General features: G+C 70.6%; 19 protein-coding genes and 2 pseudogenes. 16 read left to right on the forward strand and 5 right to left on the reverse strand.

Annotated features, from left to right (window positions below; translation table 11 throughout):
* Positions 1-331: 331 nt before the first annotated feature.
* A complete protein-coding gene (locus tag AB0E02_RS13800; RefSeq protein ID WP_362138578.1) occupies positions 332-1,396 on the forward strand; it encodes a serine hydrolase in 1,065 nt (354 codons plus the stop codon).
* A 746-nt stretch (positions 1,397-2,142) separates the two neighbouring features.
* A complete protein-coding gene (locus tag AB0E02_RS13805) occupies positions 2,143-4,002 on the forward strand; it encodes an Ig-like domain repeat protein (RefSeq protein WP_362138580.1) in 1,860 nt (619 codons plus the stop codon).
* A gap of 524 nt (positions 4,003-4,526) precedes the next feature.
* Here the strand turns inward: AB0E02_RS13805 and AB0E02_RS13810 are convergent.
* Positions 4,527-5,090: a GNAT family N-acetyltransferase gene (locus AB0E02_RS13810; protein ID WP_362138582.1), complete on the reverse strand. Its 564-nt coding sequence runs from the start codon at positions 5,088-5,090 to the stop codon at positions 4,527-4,529.
* Between the two features lie 952 nt (positions 5,091-6,042).
* On the opposite strand from AB0E02_RS13810, the gene AB0E02_RS13815 reads away from it, so the two are divergent.
* On the forward strand, positions 6,043-6,234 hold the full coding sequence (locus AB0E02_RS13815; protein ID WP_362138584.1) for a hypothetical protein: 192 nt from the start codon (positions 6,043-6,045) through the stop codon (positions 6,232-6,234).
* 154 nt (positions 6,235-6,388) lie between these two features.
* Here the strand turns inward: AB0E02_RS13815 and AB0E02_RS13820 are convergent, their stop codons facing one another.
* Positions 6,389-6,955 carry a hypothetical protein gene (locus tag AB0E02_RS13820; RefSeq protein ID WP_362138587.1) on the reverse strand — a complete coding sequence of 189 codons (567 nt, stop codon included), beginning with the start codon at positions 6,953-6,955 and terminating at the stop codon, positions 6,389-6,391.
* Between the two features lie 342 nt (positions 6,956-7,297).
* On the opposite strand from AB0E02_RS13820, the gene AB0E02_RS13825 reads away from it, so the two are divergent.
* On the forward strand, positions 7,298-7,798 hold the full coding sequence (locus AB0E02_RS13825; protein WP_362138589.1) for a hypothetical protein: 501 nt from the start codon (positions 7,298-7,300) through the stop codon (positions 7,796-7,798).
* 224 nt (positions 7,799-8,022) lie between these two features.
* Here AB0E02_RS13825 and AB0E02_RS13830 read toward each other — a convergent pair whose 3' ends face one another.
* The gene (locus AB0E02_RS13830) at positions 8,023-8,703 is read right to left on the reverse strand and encodes a DUF6445 family protein (RefSeq protein WP_362138591.1); all 681 of its coding nucleotides are present in this window, start codon (positions 8,701-8,703) and stop codon (positions 8,023-8,025) included.
* 188 nt (positions 8,704-8,891) lie between these two features.
* Entirely contained in the window at positions 8,892-10,382 is a 1,491-nt protein-coding gene (locus AB0E02_RS13835) for an alpha/beta hydrolase (RefSeq protein ID WP_362138593.1), read from the reverse strand.
* A 166-nt stretch (positions 10,383-10,548) separates the two neighbouring features.
* Between AB0E02_RS13835 and AB0E02_RS13840 the strand changes: the two genes are divergently transcribed.
* The 10 genes from AB0E02_RS13840 (at position 10,549) to AB0E02_RS13885 (ending at position 21,962) form a co-directional block, all read left to right on the forward strand.
* Complete coding sequence (locus AB0E02_RS13840; RefSeq protein WP_362138595.1) at positions 10,549-11,805, forward strand: ATP-grasp domain-containing protein; 1,257 nt, start codon at positions 10,549-10,551, stop codon at positions 11,803-11,805.
* Positions 11,802-12,677: a DUF364 domain-containing protein gene (locus tag AB0E02_RS13845; protein WP_362138597.1), complete on the forward strand. Its 876-nt coding sequence runs from the start codon at positions 11,802-11,804 to the stop codon at positions 12,675-12,677. Before AB0E02_RS13840 ends, AB0E02_RS13845 begins: the two co-directional genes overlap by 4 nt.
* Positions 12,674-13,771 carry a pyridoxal-phosphate dependent enzyme gene (locus AB0E02_RS13850; protein WP_362138598.1) on the forward strand — a complete coding sequence of 366 codons (1,098 nt, stop codon included), beginning with the start codon at positions 12,674-12,676 and terminating at the stop codon, positions 13,769-13,771. The genes AB0E02_RS13845 and AB0E02_RS13850 overlap by 4 nt, the downstream gene beginning before the upstream one ends.
* The gene (locus AB0E02_RS13855; RefSeq protein ID WP_362138599.1) at positions 13,768-14,823 is read left to right on the forward strand and encodes a dipeptide epimerase; all 1,056 of its coding nucleotides are present in this window, start codon (positions 13,768-13,770) and stop codon (positions 14,821-14,823) included. Before AB0E02_RS13850 ends, AB0E02_RS13855 begins: the two co-directional genes overlap by 4 nt.
* Positions 14,820-16,079, forward strand: a complete 1,260-nt coding sequence (locus tag AB0E02_RS13860; RefSeq protein ID WP_362138601.1) for an MFS transporter — start codon at positions 14,820-14,822, stop codon at positions 16,077-16,079. Before AB0E02_RS13855 ends, AB0E02_RS13860 begins: the two co-directional genes overlap by 4 nt.
* Positions 16,080-16,092: 13 nt before the next feature.
* A complete protein-coding gene (locus AB0E02_RS13865) occupies positions 16,093-16,905 on the forward strand; it encodes a class I SAM-dependent methyltransferase (RefSeq protein WP_362138603.1) in 813 nt (270 codons plus the stop codon).
* Positions 16,906-16,931: 26 nt separating this feature from the next.
* Entirely contained in the window at positions 16,932-18,539 is a 1,608-nt protein-coding gene (locus AB0E02_RS13870; RefSeq protein ID WP_362138605.1) for an ABC transporter substrate-binding protein, read from the forward strand.
* Positions 18,536-19,489, forward strand: coding sequence for an ABC transporter permease (locus AB0E02_RS13875; RefSeq protein ID WP_362138607.1), 954 nt, complete (start codon positions 18,536-18,538; stop codon positions 19,487-19,489). Before AB0E02_RS13870 ends, AB0E02_RS13875 begins: the two co-directional genes overlap by 4 nt.
* A gap of 71 nt (positions 19,490-19,560) precedes the next feature.
* Positions 19,561-20,352, forward strand: coding sequence for an ABC transporter permease subunit (locus AB0E02_RS13880; RefSeq protein ID WP_362138747.1), 792 nt, complete (start codon positions 19,561-19,563; stop codon positions 20,350-20,352).
* A 68-nt stretch (positions 20,353-20,420) separates the two neighbouring features.
* A complete protein-coding gene (locus AB0E02_RS13885; RefSeq protein ID WP_362138749.1) occupies positions 20,421-21,962 on the forward strand; it encodes an ATP-binding cassette domain-containing protein in 1,542 nt (513 codons plus the stop codon).
* A gap of 31 nt (positions 21,963-21,993) precedes the next feature.
* On the opposite strand, the pseudogene AB0E02_RS13890 reads toward AB0E02_RS13885, so the two are convergent.
* A pseudogene (locus tag AB0E02_RS13890) lies at positions 21,994-22,239 on the reverse strand (N-acetyltransferase); the annotation flags it as partial.
* 103 nt (positions 22,240-22,342) lie between these two features.
* Between AB0E02_RS13890 and AB0E02_RS13895 the strand changes: the two are divergent.
* Both AB0E02_RS13895 and AB0E02_RS13900 read left to right on the forward strand, forming a co-directional pair.
* Positions 22,343-22,981: pseudogene (locus AB0E02_RS13895) on the forward strand (HAD-IC family P-type ATPase); the annotation flags it as partial.
* Positions 22,982-23,009: 28 nt separating this feature from the next.
* A complete protein-coding gene (locus tag AB0E02_RS13900) occupies positions 23,010-24,566 on the forward strand; it encodes a cation-translocating P-type ATPase (protein WP_362138609.1) in 1,557 nt (518 codons plus the stop codon).
* Positions 24,567-25,139 lie beyond the last annotated feature (573 nt).

Below are 25,139 nucleotides of genomic sequence, written 5' to 3' on the forward strand. Positions count from 1 at the left end.
GGACCGCACTCGCCGATGCCGCGGTCCTTCGCCGCCCTTGGCGGCACTGCCACCACACAGGGCGTGCCGGGGCGCCGTGTTGGTCATGGGCCGGCGTGGGGTGACGACGCACTGACGCTTGAGCAGATCGATGACTGGTCAGTGAGGGGACGGCATATCTTCGTGCCCGTCAGGCCCCACCAGTCACCTGCACCACACACCACAGAGGTGAACCCCGTTACTTGACCAAGACATACCCGACACTTGAGTCATTGTCATCGCACAAGTAGGTTCGCTATGAAGCGACTTCTTCTACGCACCGGCGTCCCTTCGCCGGAAGAATGGACGCCCCATGGGTTCCCACGCCCGCCCGAACCGCATACATCGCACCGGAGTCCGGATCGCGATGGTCGCGCTTGTCGGTGCCGCCCTGCCGCTCACCGCCGGCGGCCTCGCCGAGGCGGCCACCCCCGGCGCCACGCACTCCGCGGACGAGAACGACCAGCAGGGCGGCGCGGCCCCCACAACGGCCGGCCAGGAGCAGGGAACGCAGCGGCAGTTCCCGTCCGACCAGGCGGCACGACACGCTGTGCGGGACAAGACGGCCGATGTGCAGAACGAGAGGGTTCAGGCCGGCCCCCAGATCAACGCCGACCACGCCTTCCTGCTGGACGCCCGCGACGGCAGCCAGGAGCGGGAGCTGTGGGGTGGGGCGAAGGCGGACGAGAGCGTGTCGATGGCCAGCACCACCAAGATCATGACTGCCCTCGTGGTGCTCAAGCACCCGGAGTGGCTGAGTCGGCAGATCACGGTGAAGCAGGAGTACCGGGACTACGTACAAAAGGTCGGCGGCAGCACCGCCGACCTTCAGACCGGCGACACGCTGACCGTCGAGCAGCTGCTGCACGCCATGCTGATCCCGTCCGGCGACGACGCCGCGATGGCCCTGGCCGACAACCTCGGCTCCGGTTACACCACAGACGCGCGGATCGCCGACTTCGTGGGCCAGATGAACGCCGAGGCGGAACAACTGGGCCTGACCGGCACGCACTTCGACGGCTTCGACGGCATCTCGCACGGCAACAACTACAGCACCGCCCGCGACCTGGCCAAGCTCGGCCAGCGCGCCATGCTGCAGCCGGTGTTCGCCGACATCGTGAAGGACAAGCAGTTCGAGACCGAGGCTCCGGCGGCCAACGGTCGCATCCGGTACTACACCTGGATCAACACCAACAAGCTGCTGAGCAGCTACGACGGTGCCTTGGGCATCAAGACGGGCAGCGGCCCGGAGTCCGGGTACGCCCTCGTCTTCGCCGCCGAGCGGGACAACCGCACCCTGGTCGGCGCGATCCTCAAGGACGACGAGGGCCGCTTCGACGACGCCACCAAGATGCTTGACTGGGGCTTCGCCCACTGAACAGGCACCCCACTGAACAGGCACCCCACTGAACAGGCACCCCACTGAACAGGCACCCCACTGAACAGGCACCCCACTGAACAGGCACCCCACTGAACAGACACCCCACTGAACAGGCACCCCACTGAACAGGCACCCCACTGAACAGACACCCCACTGAACGGAGAGCGCCCCCAGCGCTGAAGGCTCACCGCGTGCGGCGTCGCCGGCGCCGGCTCGTTGAGGCCGCACGGGCGCGATGGCGTGCGGTCATCGGTGCCCATCTGGTGCTCGTGGTCCGCGCCGGCGCGAGCTTTGAGATCGGCATCCTGCCCGAGCGGTGCGGGGAGGCCGTGTGAAAGACATGTTTGCGGCACTCGGACGGCGTGCGCGGGTTGGGCTGTGGGTTGGTCTGTTCGGGTGAAGTCGAGTCAAGGGCGTGGTGCCTTATTGGTTATTTCGGGTTAATGGTGGTGAACGTTTTCCGGTGGGTTGCCCATCTCTCCGGGGAGAGAGGCAGCCCCTGTGTGCGCCGGTGTGCGGGTGCGTGGTCGTGTCGGTGCGTCTTTCTCTGTCCCGGTGTGCAAGCGGTGATCCGGTTCACGTTTACCGGCGCCGGGCGACGCGGGCCCCGGTGGGAGTTCTTGGGCGGCCCTCTCAGCTGAGAGAGGTTTGTCATGGAACCTTGTACATGTTGGTCGGGAGCTCCGGCGGTAGGCCGCGGGGTTCGGCCGGTTGTACCGGCGGGTGGGTCTGCGGTGCCCGCTGTGCGGGGGCTTGTGGCCACGCCGTTCAGTGCGGCGTTCTCCACGGTGACGATCCCCGCGGGCACGACCCCGCTGGCGGTGGCGGTGGCGCCGAACGGCAACGTCTACGTCGGCAACGCCAATTCGAGCAACGTGACGGTGATCAGCAGCACCACGAACACCGTCCTGGCCACCGTCCCCACCGGCTCAGACCCGGCCATGATTGCGGTGGCGCCGAACGGCAACGTCTACGTCACCAACCAGAGCTCGAGCAATGTGACGGTGATCAGCAGCGCCACGAACACGGTCCTGGCCACCGTCCCGGTCGGCGGGGGCCCGTTCGCACTGGCGGTGGCGCCGAACGGCAATGTCTACGTCGCCAACAGCACGTCGAACAACGTCACGGTGATCAGCAGCGCCACGAACACGGTCCTGGCCACCGTCCCCGTCGGCGCGGTCCCGGACGCGGTGGCGGTGGCGCAGAACGGCAACGTCTACGTCGCCAACCGAAACGCGGGCACCGTGACGGTGATCGCCAGCGCCACGAACACCGTCCTGACCACCCTCCCCACCGGTGGGTTCCCGGGCGCGGCGGCGGTGGCGCAGAACGGCAACGTCTACATCGCCAACCAGACCTCGAACAACGTGACGGTGATCGACAGCGCCACCAACACGGTCGTGGCCACGGTCCCCGCCGGCACGGTCCCGGGGGTGATCGCGATCGCGCAGAACGGCAACGTCTACGTCACCAACACCGTTTCCAACAACGTGACAGTGATCGACAGCACCACGAACACCGTCCTGGCCACCGTCCCCACCGGCGGGGGCCCGTTCGGGGTGGCGGTGGCGCCGACCGGCAACGTCTACGTCGGCAACAGCAATTCCAACAACGTGACGGTGATCAGCAGCGCCACGAACACGGTCCTGGCCACCGTCCCCGTCGGCGCGTTCCCGTTCTCGGTAGCGGCGGCGCCGAACAGCAACGTCTACGTCACCAACGCCAATTCGGCCAACGTGACGGAGATTTCGCCGTTGACGGTGACGACCTCGCCGGCGTCGCCGGTGTGCGGGCAAGCGGTGACGTTCAACATTTCCGGGGGAACTCCCAACGGGACAGCGGTGGTGAACTTCGGGGACGCCAGCCCCACGGTCACCGTCGCCCTGGACGCCACCGGAAGCGGGCAGGCCACCCACACCTACACCGCCGGTATGTTCACCGCGACCGTGAACGGCAACCCCACCTCCGTCACCGTGAACTCCAACCCCACAACGCCGACGCTGTCGGTGACGCCGAACCCCTCCACCTGCGGGCAGAGCGTGACCGTATGCGCCACCATCACCCCGGCACCAGGCACCACCACAGTGCCGACCGGCACAGTCACCTTCACCCTCCCCAACGGCGGGACCCAGGTGGTCCCCGTCAACGGATCGGGGCAGGCATGCTTCACCACATCTGCCCTGACCACCGGCACCCTCACCGCCGTCTACAGCGGTGACAGCTGCTTCACCGGCTCCGCCGCCAGCACCTCCGTCACCGTGAACCCCGCCCCCACAACGCTGACCGCGCAGCCAGGCACCATCCGGCTCCGGCTGACCCCGCTGCCCGAGTTCTACATCCCCACCCTCAGCGCCACCCTGACGACCACGTCAGGGATGCCGGTGGCCGGTCAGCCGGTGACCTTCACCGCCACCACACTCTTCGGCCCGGTCAACCTCGGCACCGCCGTCACCGACGCCAACGGCACCGCCACCATCCACAACGCCGTCGTCCCCGTCTACGCCATCGCCACCCCCTTCTACACCGCCACCTTCCCCGGCACTGCCTGCTACAACGCCGCCACCGCCCACGGCATCCTGCTGTTCCTCCCCCTCCCGTCCTGACCTCATCGGCTTCCAAAGCCCCAGGTCACCGGGGGGCATCGTCGACACGGCTCCCAACGTCGTCGTGATGACGCATGGCACGCTGACCGCGGGCGCCTGGTACCTGCACCAGGCGCCGACCTGATCCCTGGACGTACAGCGCGTACCGCACGACCAGCAGATGAAGGCTTCCGAGGCGAAGTCGGTCAGGGTGCCGTCGAAGACCAGCATGCTGCACGCCAGGACCCGGAGCGGACGTTCATGCAGATGTGCCGGCCGCAACCCGGTGCGGTGCGGGCCCGGTTGCGGCGGCGCGGCCGGTGGTGGTGCGGGCTGCCAGAGCGAGGCTGCTGTCAGGGTAGGGCCGGCCGCCGTGTCAGCGCCGTCCCTCCTGCGCCGACTCAGTCGCTGAACGCCCAATAAGGGGTGTCGTTGACGGTAACCAACAGTCCGTGGCGGGCCTCGTGTTCAGCCTGGGTATGGCTCCTACCGTCCACCTACCGGTTCCGGTGGGCATGGATGCAGAACGGCCATTCGTCCTGTGGCTACTGCTGCTCCCACTGCTCCTTGGCGATCTCGTACCGTACGCCGCCATGTTCGGAACCCTCGATCATCTGCATGTCGGGGGGAGTGGGGAGGGTGTCTGCGAGCGTCATTTCGAGCTTTTCCATGATATTGCGTGAACCGCGGTTCACGGACATCGTCGCAGCCCAGACCAGGCGCACACCGAGCTCTGTGAACGCCTTGCGCAGCAAGGCCCGCGAGCCCTCGGTGGCATAGCCCTTGCCCCACGCCGCCTGTCGCAGCCGGTAGCCGAGTTCGGCTTCGTCCAGCGGGCCCTCCGGCTCGGGACGCAGGTGGAACCAGCCGACGAACGCGCCGCCGTCCTTCTCGAGCGCGGCGAACAGTCCGGGGTCGCCGCCCCACTTCTCGTAACCGGCGAGGATCTTCGGCAGGTTGCGCTCGCGGACGAGCTCCGGCGCGGTCGGATTGCCGCCGGTCAGGTAGCGCATCACGGCCGGGTCGCTGTCCAGCTCGATCAGCAGGTCCGCGTCATCAGCAGTGAAGCGGCGCAGGACCAGGCGCTCGGTCTCCAGGTAGGTGTCCACGAGTCGATCATGCCTGCAGCAAATCGGTCAGCCCAACGATTTTGCCGGGCAACTGGCGGGCGTTGCCATGACGTCGCAGGATACGGGTGCGACCAGGTGCCGGTCCGTTCCCCGTTGCCTGAAGGAACGGTGGTTTTCCTCCCATGCCCCTCGTCTCCCCGTGCCCCTCGTCTCCCCGTGTCCGTCGGCTCTTCGGTGACGAGCCGTCCGCCGGGGGTGAGCCAGCGGGTGGCGCGTTGGATGACCTCATCGCGTTGGGGGAGGGGCAGAAGAGGTAGCGATCTCACCGGTCGAGGGCGAAGTCGGCGGCGGCACGGCGATGCTCCTGTCCACGATGGCAGATGGGCGCAGCTTTGAAGCCCGTTCAGTACTTGGAGGCAGGGCTCGCATCGGGGTGAGGCGCATGCGATTGGCGGGTATGCGTGGTCGGACGGCTCCCATCAGGTCGTGGTCAGGCACGCTCCGACAATTTCCGTGTTGCCGGAAGAGCCTCGGATCCCACGAACACGGCTTCCTCGGAGAGCCGAATGGTGCGCAGGGACCTGACCTTCTTGAGGCTGCTCACGTCGATACTGACCAGAGCGCTTTCGAACGTGATGGTGTGGAGCTTCGGGAAGTACGCCAGCCACATCCATCCACTGACCGGACCGGAGGCGGAGCGCTGTCCCTACGTCGACGACGTGGTGCACGGTGCGGGAGGAGGGCGTGGCGGTCGGTGTGAGAGGGGCGGCCACCTGCCGGGGCGCGGAGGAGACCCTGATTCTGCGCGTCGCCCCCTGAGGGCTGGACCGAGGCATGCGGTGGCCGGAGACCTCGGCCCTCGTGGTCTGTCCCGCCCTGGGCGGGTCACTGAAGTCCCACGGGAACGGCGTGGATCCGCCTCTGTCGCACGGCCGAACTTGTCCGGATACTGGGACATCTCGCGGGCCTGCGCCTGACCTGGGGTGTTTCCGTGCACTGCCTGGTGTACCGCTGCTGCGGACTGGGGCTGAGCTCCGGCGCCATGGCGAGCCGGACGCACCGGCGACTGCGAGCCCTGGACGGCCAGCTGGGCTCCGCCGCGGCGCCGGTCGGCGGCTACCCGGGGGAGCAACCGGTAGTGCTCTCCCAGACGTTCGACCTGTCGGTCCAGGAGGCGGGCTGAGCGTGCGAGAGCGGGGAGGCGGAAGCGGAGGACGCCGGGCCTTGATCTGCGAACCCACTGCCGGTGGTCGCGGATCTTCCGACAGGTGACCAGGCGATCCCCATGCGGGCTCTTCGCGTAACTGCTCTGCCCCGCCCAGGCAGGCTGCGGCTGATCATCTCGACCATGACGGGCAGAACTCCACATGGAATTGTCCCCATCCGTGGCTATCCAGATCTGGCCAGTGATAGAGGCTCCGGCAGACGTGGTAGTTGCATCCGCCGGAAATGTACAGCCCCGTCGCTGCAGCGGGCGGCCCGTCCTTCGTAACGGCGAATATGTGCGGAGCGGCTTCCTTGAACGCCGCCGTGCTGCCGGTCAGAAACAGGGTCTCGGCGTGGACCTGCTGGTGCAGCAGGTTCCTGTGCTCCGGATCGCTGGGGCTCGGATAGTCAATCTCGGGGGCATCGGCCGGCAGATCCCTCTTCGGCACGCTCGCTGTGCGCAGTTCCCGGGGAGCGTTCCCTGCGCGAATGCGTGCCCGCAGCTTCTTCCATTGGGAGGGCCGGAACTGTACTGCCCGGTGGGCCAGCACGAGGTCGAACGGCATCTCCTCCTCGTGGACGCCGTCGAGATCCTTTGCCGGGGTGCGCGTCGGCAGGTAGACCAAGGACCGCGGGGATCGCGCCGCGAGCAGCCACAGGGCGCCGATGCGTCGGCCGTCTGTCCGGTCCACATACATGTGGTATGAGTCCTTGAATTTGTAGAGTGCCCCGTTTTTGAGTGGTTTCGAGGGGCTGATTACTCGGTATTGCTCGTCCCGAGTCGCACCTGCTGCACAGTGATCTTCAGTCGCAGACCGTCTCGTGTGAGGGCGGCCCTCGATGCAGTCATCCCCTCGACTCCCGCTGTCGATTTGATCTCTCACTTCCTTGTCCCGGCCGGAGACAGGGAAGTCTCTGGAGCGTTCACCGGGCGTTACTCGGGGGACCAGTCCAACGAGTCACAACAGGCCACAGCCGTGTGCGACGCCTTCCGCAATGTGCTCGGTACGCCAGGCATCGAGAGCCACATCTACCATCGGATGCAGGACGACCCAGGCGAGGGCGGCCTCAAGCTCGGCCTGCGCAGGCAGGACGGCTCCGCCAAACCCGCCTGGTCCACCTGGGCGCTGGCCAACCGCAACGACCTGCCCACACCCCAGCTCTCCTGCGGCTTCGAGCACTTGCCCTACACCGTGCTGCGCCGCGGCTACCGGCCCGACCGAGGACACATCGCCTCCTCCCGGCTGCTGCCACCCGGCTTCGCCCAGGAGCAGACCTGGAAGCTGCTGCGCCACCACGCTCCCGAGACGGCGATGCTCTACGAGTGCAAGGTGGGCGGACACACCTTACTGACCCGCGACCCCGGCTGCGAAGGCCAGTTCCCCATGGGCCCCGTCGGCTACATCCACACCAACCAGGTGAGCGGATCCGTCCCCCTCTACCGCTGCTACATCCCCTCCAACGGAGACCACCTCGTTTCCAGCGCCGCCGACTGCGAAGGCCACACCAGGGAGGCCGTGCTCGGCTACGCGTTCCCCTGAGCCCGCTCAGTGTGGCCTGGGCCAGGCCGGCGGTCCTCCGTGGTTCGCAGGGGACGGCCTTGGACGAGCCCGTGATCGGCCGTATGCCGTCCAGTGCTCCACCGGCCTCCGTACAGCCTCGGCCTGCCTCAGTCGATATCCGCAACGCCGAACAACAGGCGCAGGTTCTGGTCTTCATCGGTATCGCTCCACGTAAGGAGTCCCAGCCCTGGTCCGGCGTGCTGTCAGGCCATCCAGAAGAAGACCGCGGTCATCCGCTTGTCTTCCAGTGTGCTGCCCCAGTAACAGGTAGCGCTGTGAAGCATGTTGGCGGTGTAGAGCAGCAGCCGATTGTGGCGATGCGCTACGCGTACGTCCTCGGTGAAGGAGTCGGGCGGGACGAAGCGTGTGCCGAGGGCGTCGACCAGGTTGTTGTGTGGCGCGGTCACCATGTTTCCGCCGAGGCGCCCACCTGGCAGGTTCTGACGGTAGAAGCTCGTTCTGCAGTCCTTGGGCACCTGGGGGTTGAGGTAGAGCACAGCGGCGTAGCGGCACAGCGATCGCGAATCGGTGTGGGGTCGTGGCTCGCACTCGTCCTTGCCGACGACCTGGATGCAGTTGTGATTGTGGGTGCCGCCGCCTGGGGCGGTTGCCTGCCACAGTCGACGGGCGCCGGTGGCCTTCATGACGAGTCTTTCGACGTGGGCCAGTTCAGCTGGTTCGAGCCCGGGCATCGTGCGCAGACCGGGCCAGCTCTCGGGCTTGTGCGGATAGCCTTCGACCCAGTTGTCCTTGGTGAGGCAGCGCTCCCGGACGGCTTCGATGTCGGGCAGTGCGTTGTCCAGGACCCAGTAGTCCCGGCCGGGTGTGGGTTTCCGGTAGGGGAGGACGGGGAGCGACGGGGTCTTTGGGGGGTGTGGGGGCATGCCGCTGACCATACGGTCGGCCTGTGTCAGGGCTCTCCCGCGAAGGGGTCAATCTTCCGTCAACTCAGGCAGCCCCCGGGTGTCTGGTGTCGCCAAGCTTGCCGCGCAGGTCACGACCGCGCAGGCCCTCATCGGCTGCCCCGCAAATACATGAAAACGCTTTTCAGGAAGCTGTTTCGCTCCCGCGTTCACGGCACGTCCGGCAGCCCGGGGCCGGTGCAGTGCAGGTCCGCCTTCGGCGCCGTGCCGTGGACGAGATAGGCAGCCGCGGTGTCGTCCACGCAGGCGTTGCCCCGGCTGGCGAACACGCCGTGCGAGTAGTCGTTGTCGAGCGTGACCAGGCGCGAGCCGGGCAGTAGTTGGCGCAGTCGGCGTGCGCCTTCGATGGGGGTGACGGGGTCGTGCGCGGAGGCCACCAGCAGGACGGGTGGGGACTCGGGGCTGCCGAGCGGGGTGCGGTGGGCAGGCTGGTGGTGCCAGTAGGCGCAGGTGGATGCCTCCATGCCGGTCAGGACCGGCTGCGGGTCGAGCCGGCGGGTGCGGTGGATGTCCGCCAGGATCCGGTGAGGCGTGGGGGCGGGGGAGTCGGCGCACTTGACGACGCGGTTCGCTGCTTCGTAGTTGCGTGAGTCCGGGCTGTCGAAGGCGGTGGTGGGGCGGAGCCCGTCGGGGCGTCCGTCGTGCAGGTAGGCGCGCAGGCCGTCGGCCAGGCCGGCCCAGCGTTCGGTGCGGCCCAGTGCGCGGTAGACGGTGCGGTCGAACTCGGCGGGTCCGAAGCCGTCCACGGGGTGCCTGGTGAGTGCGTGGCGCACGCGCAGGTAGGCCCGGCGCGTGGCGGCTGCGTTCTCGCCGAGGCCGAAGCGTTCCGCGTGGGCGGCGGTCCAAGTGAAGAAGGTGTCGCGCTGCCGCAGCAGTGCGCGGCTCTGGGTGACGTCGAAGTCGTACCAGTCCCACGGGCCCACGACACTGTCGAGCACCATGCGACCTACGCGGTGCGGGAAGCGCGCGGCGTACGCGGCGCCGAGGTAGCTGCCGTAGGAGACGCCGAGGAAGCTCGTCCGGCCTTCGCCGAGTGCGGCGCGGATGGCGTCCATGTCCCGCGCGGTCTGTTCTGTCGACAGGTGGGGCAGCGTGTCGCCGGCGCCCGCGGCGCAGTCGTCGGCCATGTTTCGTAGCGAGGTGAGGTAGTTCTTCTCCGCCGGCCTGTCCACGGGTACGGGGTTCGTGCCCGGGCTGGTGAAGAGGCCGCCCATCCGGCCGCAGTTCGCGGGGGCGCTCTGTCCGACGCCACGGGGGTCAAAGCCGATGATGTCGTACGCCCGCCGCACGCTATCCGGGAGCTTGGCCCGCTTCGTGACCGCGTAGGAGAGTCCGGAGCCGCCCGGTCCTCCCGGGTTCACCAGCAGGATGCCGCGCCGCTCGGCGCGGGAGCCCGATGAGCGTATCCGTGAGACGGCCACCTCGATGTGCGGCCCCCGCGGATGGTTCCAGTCGAGCGGGACCCGCAGCCGCCCGCACTCGACATGATCCGGGGCCGGCGGGTTCGGCAGGGAGTCAGGGCATGCGCCGAAGCGTAGCGGGGGAGTCGGGGTGGCGGCCTGGATCGGGCCGACGGGGAGGAGGGTGGCGGCAGTCAGCAACGCGCACAGCACGGCGGTGCGGCGTAGGGGAGGGGTCACGGGGGCCTTCCGAGGGGCTCGGCGAACAAGGGGGCGGCAAAAGCCTGCCCCCAAGATGACAATGAAAATGATTATCGTTAACGTGTGCCTCGGGCAAACCCGCTCCCCGCGTCTGGAGGGGCACTCGGCTGCCCCGTACCCGAAGTCCAAGCCCGGAAGGGGAGTTGTGGCTCATCTGCTGGTGGTCGAGAGCTGGGTCGGAGCGATGAGCCGACTACTGCCGCGGGCGATACGGGAGGGCGGGCACACGTTCACCTTCCTCACCCGCGACCTGCACCACTATCTGCGCTCCGCGCCCGAGGGGACGGCGCACCCGCTGCTCGGGGCCCGCAACGTCATCACCGCCGAGACCAACGACACCGAAGCCCTGCTGTCCGAAGTTGAGCGCCTGCATGCGGTGTGGGGGTTCGACGGGGTGATCACGTCCTGCGACTACTACCTGCCGACCGTGGCGCGGATCGCCGGGCGGCTCGGCCTGCCGGGCCCCGGGCCCGAAGCGGTCGAGATCGCCTGCCGTAAGGACGCCACCCGCCGTGTGCTCGCCGATGCCGGAGTGCCCGGCCCGCGCTTCGCCGTACACGAGGAGTGGGCCGACATCGCGTGCGCCGCCCGGGAGATCGGTTACCCACTGGTGGCCAAGCCCGTCGACCTGTGCGCCGGCATGTACGTACGGCGTGTGGATGACGAGGCCCAACTCGCCGACGCCTACCGGACGTTCGCGGACGTCCCGGTCAATGTGCGCGGACAGCGGCGTGCGCCCGTGGTCCTGCTCGAAGCGCTGCTGGACGGTCCCGAGGTGAGTGTCGAGACCGTCTCGTGTGCAGGAACGGTCCACGTGGTCGGCGTGACCGACAAGAGCATCGGCGGGGCGCCCGCGTTCATCGAGACCGGCCATATGTTCCCCGCAGCCCTGACGGCCGCCGACGCCGAGGCCGCCGAACGGACCGCGCTGCACGCCCTGAAGGCCCTCGGGCTCGTCGACGGCGTCGTGGCGCACACCGAGATCAAGCTGACTGCCGACGGGCCGCGCGTGGTCGAGGTCAACCCACGTCCCGCCGGTAATCGCATCACCGAACTGATCCGTCACGTCACCGGCATCGACCTCACGGCGGCCTTCGTCGAGGTCGCGCTGGGCCGCCAACCCGAGTTGCGGCGCACGGAGACCGGACTGCGCAGCGCCGCCATCGGATTTCTGGTGCCGCAGGCCGCCGGCACGCTCGAAGCGCTGGACGGCGGCGAACTGCGGGACGCACCCGGCGTGCTTGAGGTGCAGCTCGCCGACCCCGGCAAGGTGGTGCAGGCGGCGGGCAGCAACAACGAGTACCTCGGGCACGTCATGGCAGGTGACGCCGACGGGCCAGGGGCCCGCGACCGCGTCGAGGCCCTGCTGGCCGGGCTGCGCGCGGGACTGGTGATCCGATGACCGCCGTCACCGGCGCGGCCGGCGCGGTGGCGTACGAGACGTGCCGGACGTACGCCGACCTCGTGGACCGCGTCCGCGCGGGCGGGCTGGGCACCGACCCGGCTACCCAGCGGATCACCGTGGCCTTCACCACCCGGCAGGCCGTACGCCACGACGGGCGCGGCACCGGTTACCGTAACGAAGTACTCAGCCTGCGCCTGGCCGAGGCCGTCGGCTCCTGTGCGGTCGAGCCCGGCACCCTGCCCGACAGCGCGCTCGACGACTGCGTGGGCGCGGACGTGGCCCGGCTTCTGGAGCATCCGCTGCTGCCGGTGCGAGTGGCCGCTCTGGACGCCTATCTGATGCACGTCACCCCACACGGCCCGGAGAGCGGGGCGCGTCCCTTCCCGCTGCCCGCCGGGTCGTCGCTGGAGAAGTCCCGGGTGCGGGCGAAGGCGGTTGCCGAGCTGATCGACCTGCCGCCCGGGGCCACCGTGCTGGTGATCGGAGTCGTCAACTCCCTTCTCGAGGCGCTGCGTGGACGCGGCCTCCGGTACGTGCCGTGCGACCTCAAGGGCGGCGTCACGGAGTGGGGTGAGCCGGTCGTCACCGATGCGCTCGCGGCGGCCGGCCGCTGCGATGCGCTGCTCGTCTCCGGAATGACACTGGGCAACGGCACCTTCGAACCGCTTCGACGGCACGCGCAGCAGCACAACAAGCAGCTGGTGATGTTCGCGCAGACCGGCAGCGCCGTGCTGCCCCGCTTCCTCGGCCAGGGCGTGAGCGCGGTGTGCGCCGAGCCGTACCCCTTCTTCTGGCTCGACGGCGGCGCCGGAGTCGTCCACCGCTACCGGGGACCGCACGGCAACTCCTGTCAGGGAGGCCACATATGACCGCGACCGCGGTCCGCCCCACCGCCCGCCCGGAGCTGCTCGCCCTGCTCGGCCGTACGCCACTGGTGCGCATCACCGCTGATCTGCCGGACCCCCACCCCGGATTCTGGGCCAAGCTCGAAGGGCTCGCAGCCGGCGGCATGAAGGCCCGGGCTGCCGTGTCGATGCTCAGGGGCGCCCGCGAGCGCGGCGAACTGCGTCCCGGCGCACCGGTGGTGGAGTCCACCTCCGGCACCCTCGGCATCGGCCTGGCCTTCGCCGGGCAGGCCCTCGGCCACCCGGTCGTGCTGGTCGGCGACCGGGAACTGGAGCCGGCCATGCAGCAGTTGCTGTGTGTCCACGGCGTTCGCCTCGAACTCGTCAACCGGCCGGCCCCCGAGGGCGGCTGGCAGGCCGCCCGCCTCGCCCGGCTGCGTGAGCTGCTCGCCGTGCTGCCCGACGCCTACTGGCCCGACCAGTACAACAACCCTGACAACACCGCCGGTTACTCCTCACTGGCCGCCGAACTCACGGCCCAGCTCGACCACCTCGACGTCCTGGTGTGCAGCGTCGGTACCGGCGGCCACAGCGCGGGGATCATCGCTCCCCTGCGGCGGCAGTGGCCTGCCCTGCGCCTCATCGGCGTCGACGCAACCGGTTCCACGATCTTCGGGCAGCCCGCCCGCCCCCGGCTGATGCGCGGACTGGGCAGCAGCATCCACCCGCGCAACGTCGCCTACGACGCCTTCGACGAGGTCCACTGGGTCGGCCCGGCCGAGGCCGTGGAGAGCTGCCGGCGGCTTGCCCGGGGCAGCTTCGTCAGCGGCGGCTGGAGCACCGGTGCGGTCGCCCGCGTCGCCGCCTGGGCGGCCCGCGTCCACCCCGGGACGGAGGTCGCCACCGTCTTCCCCGACGGCCCGCACCGCTACCTCGGCACCGTCTACGACGACGACTTCACCGCCGCGCACGGCCTCGCCCCCTCCGCCGCGGCCGCCCGACCCGTCGAGATACCGCACCCCCGGGCGACCGAGGCCGCCGGGTGGGTCCGCTGCACCCGCGTCACCGACCCGCTCCGGGCCCCCGACTCCCTGCACCCTTCGGAAGAGAGACTGTGAAGGCCACCCAGCGCACCGTACGCCTCGACCTCGCCGAGCCGTTGCGCATCTCCCGCTCCACCATGGCCGCCCGCGACGCCGTGTGGCTGACCGTCGAACACGACGGGCTGCGCGGCCACGGCGAGGCCGTCACCAGCGTCTACTACGGCCTCGACGCCGACACCCTCGAACGGCTCCTCGCGGCCGTCGCCACCGACCTCCGGCGCTTCCGTGACCCCGAAGGCGCGCTGGATGCCCTGCGGGCGGGCGAACTGGCGGGGGAGGACACCCCGCCGGCCGTCACCGCCGCCGTCGAGTCCGCGCTCCTCGATCTCGCCGGCAAGCACGCCGGCAGCCCCGTCCACCGGCTCCTCGGCGCCGTCACCGCCCCGGTGGCCGCCACGGCCCGCACCATCGGCATCACCTCGCCGGTGCGGGCCGCGGCCGAGGCGCGATGCCTCACGGCGAGCGGCTTCGCGGTCATCAAGGTCAAGGCCGGGGCGCCCGACCCCGAGGAAGATGTGGAGCGGGTGCGCGTCATCCGTGACGCCGCGCCCCGGGCCAGGCTGCTCCTCGATCCCAACGGTGCCTGGACCACGGCCCAGGCCGACGCCCTGCTGCCCCGGTTCGCGGAACTGGGAGTCGAGGCCGTCGAACAGCCCCTCGCACCCGGCGATCCGGAGGCGCTCGGCGCGCTCGCCGCACGCTCATCACTGCCGGTCATCGCCGACGAGGACGCCGGGAGCCTGGAGGACGCCCGCCGCCTTGCCGGACGCGTGCACGGTGTCAACGTCAAGCTCGCCAAGTGCGGCGGTGTCCACGCGGCCCTGCGCATCGCAGAAGCGATCGAAGGCAGCGGCACCGCGCTGATGCTCGGCTGCCTCACCGCCAGCAGCCTCGGCCTGGCCCCCGCCGTCCACCTGGCCGACCGCGCCCGCTGGGCCGACCTCGACGGACACCTGCTGCTCGCTCACGACCCGTGGGCCGGGATCGGCGGCACGGACGGCTTCGTACGGGCAAGTGGCCTGCCCGGCCTGGGCGTCCGGCGCAGCCCGGGGGAGGAGGCGGCGTGAAGATCTGGACCGAGATGCGCCGATTTCCCCTGGCCGTCCGCCTCCTGCTGGCCAACCAGCTCGGTGTCAACACCGGCTTCTACCTCCTCATCCCCTACCTCGCCACCCACCTCAGCCAGAACCTGGGCATGTCGGCGGCCGTCGTGGGGATCGTCCTCGGTGTCCGCAACCTCAGCCAGCAGGGCCTGTTCCTCATCGGCGGTTCCGCCTCCGACCGGCTCGGCGCGCGCGGCGTCATCATCGCCGGCTGCGCCCTGCGCACCGTAGGGTTCGCGCTGTTCGCGCTGGGCGACGGGCTGGCCGTATTGCTCGCCGCCTCCGTGCTCAGCGGGCTCGCCGGCGCCCTGTTCAACCCCGCCGTGCGTGCCTACCTCGCACAGGAGGCGGGGGAGCGCAAGGCCGAGGCGTTCGCCCTGTTCAACGTCTTCGCCACCACCGGCGCGTTGATCGGTCCGCTGCTGGGCAGCGCACTGCTGTTCGTGGACTTCCGCACGTCCGCGCTCACCGCCGCCGGCATCTTCGCCGTCCTCACCGTCGCCCAGGCCGTCGTCCTGCCCGCGCGCAAGGTGGAGCCGAGCGAGGGCGGCGTCCTCGCCGACTGGCGCGAGGTCCTCGGCAACCGCGCCTTCCTGGCCTTCGCGCTCGCCATGGTCGGCATGTTCACCCTGCAGAACCAGCTCTACCTGCTGCTGCCCGACGGAGCCCGGCGGACCACCGGCTGGGACGGCGCGGCGGGCCTCGTCTTCCTCGTCGGCACCGTCACCAACCTCACCCTGCAACTGCGCATCACACGTGCCCTCAAAGGCCGTGCTTCCAGGGCGTGTTGGATCTCCGTCGGGCTCGTGGTGATGGCGCTGGCCTTCCTGCCGCCGGCACTGGTGGCAGGCGGGTCCGGCGCCCCGGACGGCACCGCCGACGCGGTGCTGCGCACGCTGCCCGTCCTGCTCGGTGCCCTCCTGCTCTACCTCGGCGTCATGATCGCCCAGCCCTTCGTACTGGAGCTCATCCCCGGATTCGGCCGCACGGAGCTGACCGGCACCTACTACGGGATCTTCTACGTGGTCTCCGGCATCGCCGCCGCGGCCGGAAACACCGCCGTCGGCTGGGCCATGGACACCGGGGAACGCGGCGCCCCCTGGCTGCCCTGGGCGTGCTGCGCCCTGTTCGGCCTCGCCTCCGCGTGCGGCGTGGCCTGGCTGCACCGGCGCAACGCGCTGCCGACGACGCCGAAGCCGGCCCTGACGGTGGCGGCCTGAGGAAGGAGACGCCATGACCCGCACCGCCACCGAGGACATGCACAACCTGCTCACCGACCACCCCGAGCTGTACGAGGCCCGTTTCCCCGACGCCGACCGGCTGGCCGGCCGCTGGACGGAGGACTGCCTGCGGCGGTACGGCACCGGCCCGCGGGTGCTGGACATGGGCTGCGGCACCGGCCGTGACGCCGCCCACCTGCACGGCAGCGGCCGGACGGTGACCGGCGCCGACCTCTCCGAGGCGATGCTCAACCACGCCCGCGCCCACCACCCCGGGCCCGTGTACGTCCATGCCGACCTGCACGGATTCGACCTGGGCCACCGCGCATTCGACGCGGTCGTCTGTCTGGACAGCTCCTTGCTGTACTGCCACACCGACGCACAGCTCGACGGTTTTCTGGCCTCCTGCCGTCGCGCGCTGACCCCGGGCGGCCTGCTCGTGGCGGAGATGCGTAACGGCGCCTACTTCCTGGGCCGTACCGACCTGCTCGACACCCCCACCGTCCACGAGTTCACCTGGCGCGGCACCGCCTACCGGTCCACCACCACGCTCACCGTGGACCGCACCGCCCAACTCCTGCGCCGAACCCGCGTATGGACCGCGGACGACGGGTCCCGGCCCGTCGAACAGCGCTCCGCATGGCGGCTGCTCTTCCCGCTGGAACTCCGCCGTCTCCTGGCGGGGCACGGCTTCGAGGTCCTCGACCTGCACGACGGTCCGGGCCCGCGCACCGAGCCGCCCTGGCGAGAAGGCATGGCCCCGGGAGAGACGACGGACGCCGACCGGCTGCACGTCGTCGCCCGGCTCATCGAGCAGGCACCGTGACCCACCCCCACCATGAGGACACTCGCATGAACGAAGAAACCACCCGCCACCTCGGCTTCCCTGCCGAACAGCCCTTCCCGGGCCTGCGTCGCCGCGGTTTCCTTGCCGCCACGGGCGCCGCCTCGCTCGGCGCACTCGCGCTCACCGGCTGCGGCGGCCCCGGCTCCGACGACGGCACGGCCAAGGGCGACGGCCGGCCCCGACGGGGCGGCCGGCTACGCGCCGCCTTCGCCGGAGGTGGCGCGAGCGAGACCCTCGACCCCCACCTGGCCAACCTCTTCGCCGATGTCGCCCGTGCCAAGGCGCTCTTCGACAAGCTCGCCGACTACGGCGCCGACCTGTCCGCGCACCCCCGCCTCGCCGAGAAGTGGCAGGCGAACAAGACCCTGGACCGCTGGCAGGTCACCCTGCGCAAGGCCACCTTTCACCACGGTAAGCCGGTCACCGCCCAGGACGTCCTGTACAGCTACCGCCGGATCGCCGACCCGGAGAAGGGGTTCCGCGCCAAGGCGTCCCTGGAACCCATCGATCTCGATGCGAGCCGCGCCATCGGCAAGCGGAGCATCGATTTCGTCCTCAAGCGCCCCACCGCCGAATTCCCCAACATCCTGGCGGCATTCGGCGCGTACATCGTCCCCGAGAACACGACCGCGTTTGACAGGAATGCGATCGGCTCCGGCCCCTTCCGCTTCGTTTCCTTCACCCCCGGCCGCTCGGCCGTCTTCCGCCGCTACGACGACTACTGGGAGGGCGCCCCGCACCTCGACGAGATCGAATTCGTCGTCGCCAACGAGGAGTCCGCACGCGTCAACGCACTCCTCGGCGGACAGGTCGAGTACGCCCACGAACTCGACCCGACCACCGCCCGCGCGCACGAAGGCAAGGGCCAGATTGAGATCGTCCGGCTGCGCAACAGCGCCATGCAGGGCTTCGCGATGAAGACCGACCGGGCCCCGTTCGACGACAAGCGGGTGCGCCAGGCGTTCTTCCTCATCGCCGACCGGAAGGAGCTCGTCGCCGGCGCCCTGTCCGGGGCCGGCGAGATCGGCAACGACCTGTTCGGCAAGGGCTACGAGTACTACGCCGACGGCCTCCCTCAGCGCGAGCAGGACCTGGGCCGTGCCCGTGCCCTGCTGAAGCAGGCCGGCGCCGAGAGGCTCAAGGTCACCCTCGACACCTCGGCCGTCGCCGCCGGATTCACCGAGGCCGCCAGCATCTTCCGCGACCAGGCAGCCAAGGCGGGCGTGACCATCGACGTCAAGACGGGCAGCAAGGACACGTACTGGAGCGACATCCTCGACTCCGGCACCCTGTGCTGCTACCGCTCCGGAGCCATGCCCATCGAGGCCCACCTCTCCCAACGGCTGCTGACCGACTCCACCACCAACGCCACCAAGTGGCACCACAAGGACTTCGACGCCCTCTACCAGCAGGCGCAGTCCACCCCCGACACCAAGGCCCGCGCAGCCGTCTACGCGCGCATGCAGCGCCGCCTGTACACCGAAGGCGGCTTCCTGATCTGGGGCTTCGCCGACTGGATCCTGGGAACGGCGCGCACGGTGACGGGGGTTGACCGGAAGGCGCCCGCCAACACGCTCGACTGGGCCCGGTTCGACAAGGTGTGGCTGGCGTGACGGGACTGCGCTCCTTCGTCGCCCGGCGGCTGCTCCTCGGAGTCGCACAGACCGTGGCCGTGGTGCTGCTGGTCTTCGCGCTCACCGAGGCGCTGCCCGGCGACGCCGCCGTCGCCCTCGCCGGCGACCAGCCCGACCCCGCCCGTATCGCGGCCCTCCGCGAGGCCATGCACCTCGACCGGCCGGCGTACGAGCGGCTGGCCGAGTGGGCCGCGGGCCTGCTGCACGGCGACTTCGGCACCTCCGTGACCTCCGGACGGCCCGTCAGCCAGTTCCTGGCCGACGGCTTCGGGCCCACCCTGCTGATGGCCGCCCTCACCGTGGCACTGCTCGTCCCGGCCGGCTTCGGCCTGGGCGTACTGGCCGCCCGTCACGAAGGGCGACTCGTCGACCGGCTGATCAGTTCGCTGACGCTCGCGGTCTACGCGGTGCCCGAATTCGCCCTCGGTGTGCTGCTGGTGACCGTCTTCGCCCTCCGCCTGGGCTGGCTCCCACCCACCGCGGTCGGCTACGGCACCGACCTGCTCGCGCACCCCGCAGCGCTGCTCCTGCCCCTCCTCGTACTGCTCTCCCGCCCCGTGTGCTCGCTGGGCCGCCTGGTCCGCGCCGGCATGGTCGACGCCCTGGCCGCGCCGTACGCGGTGCATGCCCGCCGCTACGGCGTAGGCGGCGCCCGCGTCCGCTACGCCCACGCCCTGCCCAACGCCCTCGCCCCGGCCGTCCAGCAACTCGCCCGCACCCTCGACTGGCTGCTGTGCGGCGTCATCGTCGTGGAGGCCCTCTTCGTGATCCCCGGGCTCGGCACCGTCCTGCTCAATGCCGTCGCCGAACGCGACGTACCGGTGGTGCAGGGCCTCGCCGTGGTGTTCGGCGTCCTGACCGTCGTGCTCAACCTCTGCGCCGACCTGATCGCCCACCGACTCGCGCCCCGGGCGGGGGTGGCCGCGTGACCCCCGCGCCGTCCACGCGAGTATCCGGTTCCTGCGCCGTCGTACGGCCGCGCCGCGCGGGCCGCTACGCCCTGGGGCTCGCCGTCATCTCCGTACCCCTCGTCCTCGCCGTCCTGGGACCGGTGTTTGCGGGTGATCCGGGCACGCGGGCCGCGTCCTTCACCCTCGGCGACGGACACTGGTTCGGCACCGACTTCGTGGGCCGTGACGTGGGGCGTCAGGTCCTGCTCGGCGGCCGGCCGGTGGTGCTGACCGCGCTCGCCGCGACGGCCCTGGCCTACCTCGTGGCGCTGCCCCTGGGCCTCATCGCCGCGCTCAGCCACCGCCGCTGGCTGGAGGAAACACTGATGCGGCCGCTGGACGTGGTGCTGGCGGTGCCGTCCCTGCTGCTGATCCTTCTGGTGGCATCCGTGCTCACACCGGGTGCCGTCGGGCTCGCCCTGCTCGTCGCGTTGGTCAACGTCCCGGACGCGGCGCGGATCGTGCGCGCGGCCGCCGCCGAGGCCGCGGCGCGCCCCGCGGTCGAGGCGCTGCGCATGCAGGGCGAGACGTGGTGGCGCACGGCCGTCGGTTATGTCGGCCGCTCGATCCTGCGCACGCTGGCCGCCGACGCCGGCACCCGGCTCACCGGCGTGCTGTACCTCGTGGCCACTGCTGCGTTCCTGGGCGTCGGCGTCGCGCCGGACGCCGCCGACTGGGCGGTGATGGTGGACCGCAACCGCACCGGACTGCTCGTGCAGCCCTGGGCCGTGGTGGTGCCCGCGCTGCTGATCGTCGCGCTGACCACGGGCAGCAACCTGCTCTGCGACGCGGCACTCCACAAGCCCGGCCGGCGCCGGGGAGAGAGGGAACCACGGCCGTGACCGAACGGAACGATACGACTGCACCGGCGGGCGCAGGCACCGGTGCCGGGCCGGCCCCTGTCGCGGAGATCCGTGACCTGTGTGTGGAGATCGACGGGCGGGTGATCGTGGACGGCGTGCAGTTGCGGGCTCTGCCGGGCAAGGTGACGGCGCTGGTCGGAGCCTCCGGCAGCGGAAAGACCACCACGGGCCTCGCCCTGCTCGGCGCGTACCCCTCGGGTGCCCGGGTCACCGGCGACGTCCGCGTGGCGGCGGACGGCCCGGTCGGCTACGTGCCCCAGCATCCGGCATCCGTGCTCAACCCCGCCCGCCGGGTCTCGGCGCTGCTGAACGACATCGCCCGCACCCAGGTGCGCGAGCTGCCCCGCAGCCGGCGCCGGGCGGCCGTCCGCGAACGCATCCTGCGGGCTCTGTCGGACGCCCAGCTCGCGGACGGCGAGGCGGTGTTGTCGCGCTATCCGCACCAGCTGTCCGGCGGCCAGCAGCAGCGCGTCGTCCTCGCGCAGGCGCTGCTGCTCGGTGCCCGCGTCATCGTCGCCGACGAACCCACCACCGGCCAGGACGCGCTGACCAAGAGCCGCATCGTCGACCAGCTGGCAGCGCTGGCGGCCCGCGGCATCGCGGTCGTGCTGCTCAGCCACGACCTCGATGTGGTGCGCGCACTCGCCGACGAGGTCCTCGTCATGCGGGCGGGCCGGGTCGTGGAATCGGGCCCGGTCCAGCGGCTGTGGCTCGCACCGCGTCATGAGTGGACCCGACAACTGCTCGGTGCCCGGCCGTTGCCGACCGGGCACAGGCCTCCGCCGGACACCGGACCGGCTGTCCTGCACGTACGCCATCTCACCGCGCGCCACCGCGGTGGCACCCTCGGTGCCACTGTGGTGCTGCGAACCCCGGAACTCGCCCTGCGCCCTGGTGAGTCGCTGGCCGTCGTCGGCCGTTCAGGCAGCGGTAAGACCACCCTCGCCCGCTGTCTGGCCGGCCTCCACCGCGACCACGACGGCCAGGTCCATCTCGACGGCACCCCACTGCCGCGCAGCGTACGGCAGCGCAGCCGCGCCCAGTTGGCGGCTGTGCAGTACGTCTTCCAGGACGCGCGGGCCGCCTTCGACGAGCACCGCCCCGTCCTTGACCAGGTCACCCGCACCGCGGTACGTCTGCGCGGCACCGACCGTCGGTCAGCCGCTCAGGAGGCCCTGACGACACTGACCCGCCTCGGCCTCCGGTCCGAAACGCCCCACCGCCTCCCCGCGGAGCTCTCCGGCGGCGAACTCCAGCGGGCGGCCCTGGCACGCGCCCTGTTGGCCCGGCCCCGGGTGCTGATCTGCGACGAGATCACCTCCGGTCTCGACTCGGTCACGCGCCGCGGCATCCTCGACGCCCTCGCGGATCTGCTCCGCGACCGTTCGGACATGTCCCTCATGCTGATCACCCACGACCTGGAGACCGCACGTCTGGCCCACCGCATCGCCGTACTGGACGCGGGCGAGCTGGTCGAACAGGGCCCGGCTCACCGGATACTGACCGAGCCACGACACCCGTTCACCGTCTCACTCATGGAGACGAAGGCGTGTCTGGCGGCGGGGACTGCCCCGCCGGGAACCTGGTGAAGCCCACCGCCGAGGTCACGCGCATCGAAAATCAGGCGGCGTCCGGCAGTGCCAGCCATTCCTGCCAGGACAGGTCCCGACCGACGAAGCATGGACGCTCGAAGGGCCACTCGTAAGTGATCCACCGCGGCACCAAGGCGTCGAGGGCGTGCTCGAGCGCGGTTCCCACACGGTCGTCCACGACCCACCAGGAAATCTCCGCGTCGAAGCCCACCTTGCGCGCCGGGTCGATGTAGACGCAGCCGAGCAGGGCGGTGCCCGCGTCGTCGAACAGGGCGCCGCCGCGGCGGGATCGGGGCCCGCAAGGACCGCAAGGCGGCCGGGGGCGCCACGCCCGACGCCTTGCCGAGCTCTTCGCCCGGTCGGCCATCGGCGCCTGCGTGCGGCGCGAGGGACGGGAGAAGTTGGTCACCTCGGGCGATCTGGTCCCCGGCGACATCGTCTGTCTGGGGCCCGAGGATGTCGTGCCCGCGGACTGCCGGCTGCTGGAGGCGGAAGGCTTCGAGGTCGACGAGTCCTCCCTCACGGGGGGATCCCTGGCCGTGAGCAAGGATCCCGCGCCGGTGGTCGCCGCACACCTCACCGGACGCCGCTCGATGCTCTATGAGGGCACGGCCGTCTCCGCCGGCCGGGCCGTCGCCGTCGTCGTGGCGACCGGCTTGGCCACGGAAGCAGGACGCAGTCTCGCCACCGCCCGCCAGGCCGCACCGGCAACCGGCGTGGAGGCCCGGCTTTCCGCACTCACCCACGCCAGCATGCCCATCGCCCTGGGGTCCGCCGGCGCGGTCGCCCTCTCCGGGCTCCTTCACGGCCGCCCCCTGACCGACAATCTGGCCTCGGCGGTCAACCTGGCCGTCGCCTCCGTACCCGACGGCCTGCCCTTCCTCGTCAACGCCGCCCAGCTCGCCGCCGCACGCCGCCTGGCCGACCGCGGCGCCCTCGTACGCAACCCCCGCACCATCGAGGCACTGGGCCGCGCCGACGTCCTCTGCTTCGACAAGACCGGCACCCTGACCGAAGGAACCCTGGAGCTCTCCCGCGTCAGCGATGGCGAGCGCACCATCGCCCTCGACCTTCTCGACACCCCCCCGCAAGGAAGTCCTCGCCGCGGCACTGCGGGCCACGCCGCCCGCCCGCCAGTCCGAACCGATGGCCCACCGGACCGACCGGGCGATCGCCGACGGCGCTCACCGGGCGAAGATCACCACCCGCACCGGCGCGCCCCGTTGGCGGCGCACCGACGCCCTTGCCTTCGAGCCGGCCAGGGCGTACCACGCCACCGTCGGCCACACCGGCCGCGGTGCCCTGCTCAGCGTCAAGGGAGCACCCGAAAACGTCATCAGCCGATGCACCGGGCGCAGGCAGCCGGGCGAGCCGGTGACCCTCGACGCTTCAGCCAGGCGCGCCCTTGCTGAAGCGGCCGAGGAACTCGCTGCAGCCGGCCAATGCGTCCTGGCCGTGGCGGAACGCAGCATGAAGATCGGCGAGGACCTCACCGACGAAGCCGTACAAGGCCTTGAGTTCCTCGGGTTCCTCACGCTGGGCGACCCGGTGCGCGACAGCGCCGCGCCCGCGACGGCACGCCTGCGCGAGGCCGGCGTGCACACCGTCATGCTCACCGGCGACCACCCTGCCACCGCCGACGCCATCGCCTCCGCCCTCAGCGAGCAGGGCGCAGAGCCGAAGGTGTGCACCGGGACGGAGATCGACGTACTCGACGACGACGCACTGGACGAACTGCTGCCCACCGTCGATGTCATCGCTCGCTGCAGCCCCAGCCGCAAGGTCAGCATCGTGCAGGCTTACCAGCGCATCGGCAGAGTCGTGGTCATGACCGGCGACGGAGCCAACGACGCTCCCGCCATCCGACTCGCCGACGTCGGCATCGCACTCGGGCGCCGCGGCACCCCTGCCGCGACCGCGGCCGCGGACCTGGTCGTCACCGACGACCGGCTGGAGACCATCGTCTCCGCCCTCATGGAAGGCCGCGCCATGTGGACCACCGTCCGCGCGGCACTCGCCATTCTCATCGGCGGGAACCTCGGCGAGGTCACCTTCAGCGTGCTTGCCTCCGCGCTCACCGGCACCACCCCGCTGAACGCACGTCAGATCATGATCGTGAACATCCTCACCGACCTCGCCCCCTCCCTCGCCATCGCGGTCCGCGAGCCGTCCGGCCAGACCGGCGAGCGCCTCCTCGCCGAAGGCCCCCACCGCTCCCTGGGCACCGCCCTCACCCGAGAGATGCTGCTGCGAGGCGTCATCACCGCCCTCGGCGCGGGCCTGGCCTGGCCAGCAGCCCGCCTCACGGGCCGCGGCCGGCGCGCATCGACCGTCGCCCTCGCCGCAGTCGTCGGCACCCAACTCGCCCAGACCCTCAGCACCGGCGGCACCGACCGCAACGTCCTGGTGGCCGGACTCGGCTCCGCAGCCGTCCTCGCCGCCATCATCCAGACCCCCGGTATCAGCCAGTTCTTCGGCTGCACCCCGCTCGGGCCGGTCGCTTGGAGCATCGCCCTGGGCGCGATCATCACCGCCCCTCTCCTCGGCCACTTCCTCGCACCTCTGATCACCGCACGCCTCGCACGGGCCACCGAGAAGTGACCCACAGAATCGGCAACGCGGTGACACCCACCGTGCGGCGAAATCCACGGCATCAATGGCTGACGCCCTACACGCCCCGGCACAACGGCAAAGTGTGCGGCGAGTGTGGCTTCCACGGGTGATGACGAAGCGCTCGAACGTCGTGAAGGCGACGCCGGACGGGGCGCTGGGGGATCGTGAAGATGCGGAGCCGACACCATGGGGGGACGATGCTGGTCGCCGACGAACTCACCGCGGGAGAGCGGCAGTTGGCGCAAAGGCGACCCATGGACTGACCGCCGACCTACGCGGCAGCGAGGCTCTGTGTGCCCCAGGACGCGGCGCCTCATGGGGGCCGGATCGGACGATCCGAGCCGAGTTGGGTGGCCCAGCTGTTGACCGACTCCGACGCGCGCGCCCCGCTTCGCCTGCTCGGCGCGCGCATCACGAGCCCGTTGGTTTTGGAAGGGGCCGCTCTCGACCGCCGGCTGTGGCTGACGGGAATGGTCCGGATTTTGTCCTCGGCGAGACGGGCCTGGTCAGCTGTTTCCGCCGCACCCCTCGGCTCGTGGACTCTCCAGCGGATGTGGTGGC

Source organism: Streptomyces sp. NPDC048196 (assembly GCF_040652715.1).
GTDB classification, from domain to species: Bacteria; Actinomycetota; Actinomycetes; order Streptomycetales; family Streptomycetaceae; genus Streptomyces; species Streptomyces siderophoricus.

What these genes read in the sequence shown, in the direction of transcription:
- AB0E02_RS13800 (WP_362138578.1), top strand. Translation starts at nt 332, where the DNA reads ATGGGTTCCCACGCCCGCCCGAACCGCATACATCGCACCGGAGTCCGG.
- AB0E02_RS13820 (WP_362138587.1), bottom strand. Translation starts at nt 6,955, where the DNA reads ATGTATGTGGACCGGACAGACGGCCGACGCATCGGCGCCCTGTGGCTG.
- AB0E02_RS13825 (WP_362138589.1), top strand. Translation starts at nt 7,298, where the DNA reads ATGCAGGACGACCCAGGCGAGGGCGGCCTCAAGCTCGGCCTGCGCAGG.
- AB0E02_RS13830 (WP_362138591.1), bottom strand. Translation starts at nt 8,703, where the DNA reads ATGCCCCCACACCCCCCAAAGACCCCGTCGCTCCCCGTCCTCCCCTAC.
- AB0E02_RS13845 (WP_362138597.1), top strand. Translation starts at nt 11,802, where the DNA reads ATGACCGCCGTCACCGGCGCGGCCGGCGCGGTGGCGTACGAGACGTGC.
- AB0E02_RS13850 (WP_362138598.1), top strand. Translation starts at nt 12,674, where the DNA reads ATGACCGCGACCGCGGTCCGCCCCACCGCCCGCCCGGAGCTGCTCGCC.
- AB0E02_RS13865 (WP_362138603.1), top strand. Translation starts at nt 16,093, where the DNA reads ATGACCCGCACCGCCACCGAGGACATGCACAACCTGCTCACCGACCAC.
- AB0E02_RS13870 (WP_362138605.1), top strand. Translation starts at nt 16,932, where the DNA reads ATGAACGAAGAAACCACCCGCCACCTCGGCTTCCCTGCCGAACAGCCC.
- AB0E02_RS13900 (WP_362138609.1), top strand. Translation starts at nt 23,010, where the DNA reads ATGGCGAGCGCACCATCGCCCTCGACCTTCTCGACACCCCCCCGCAAG.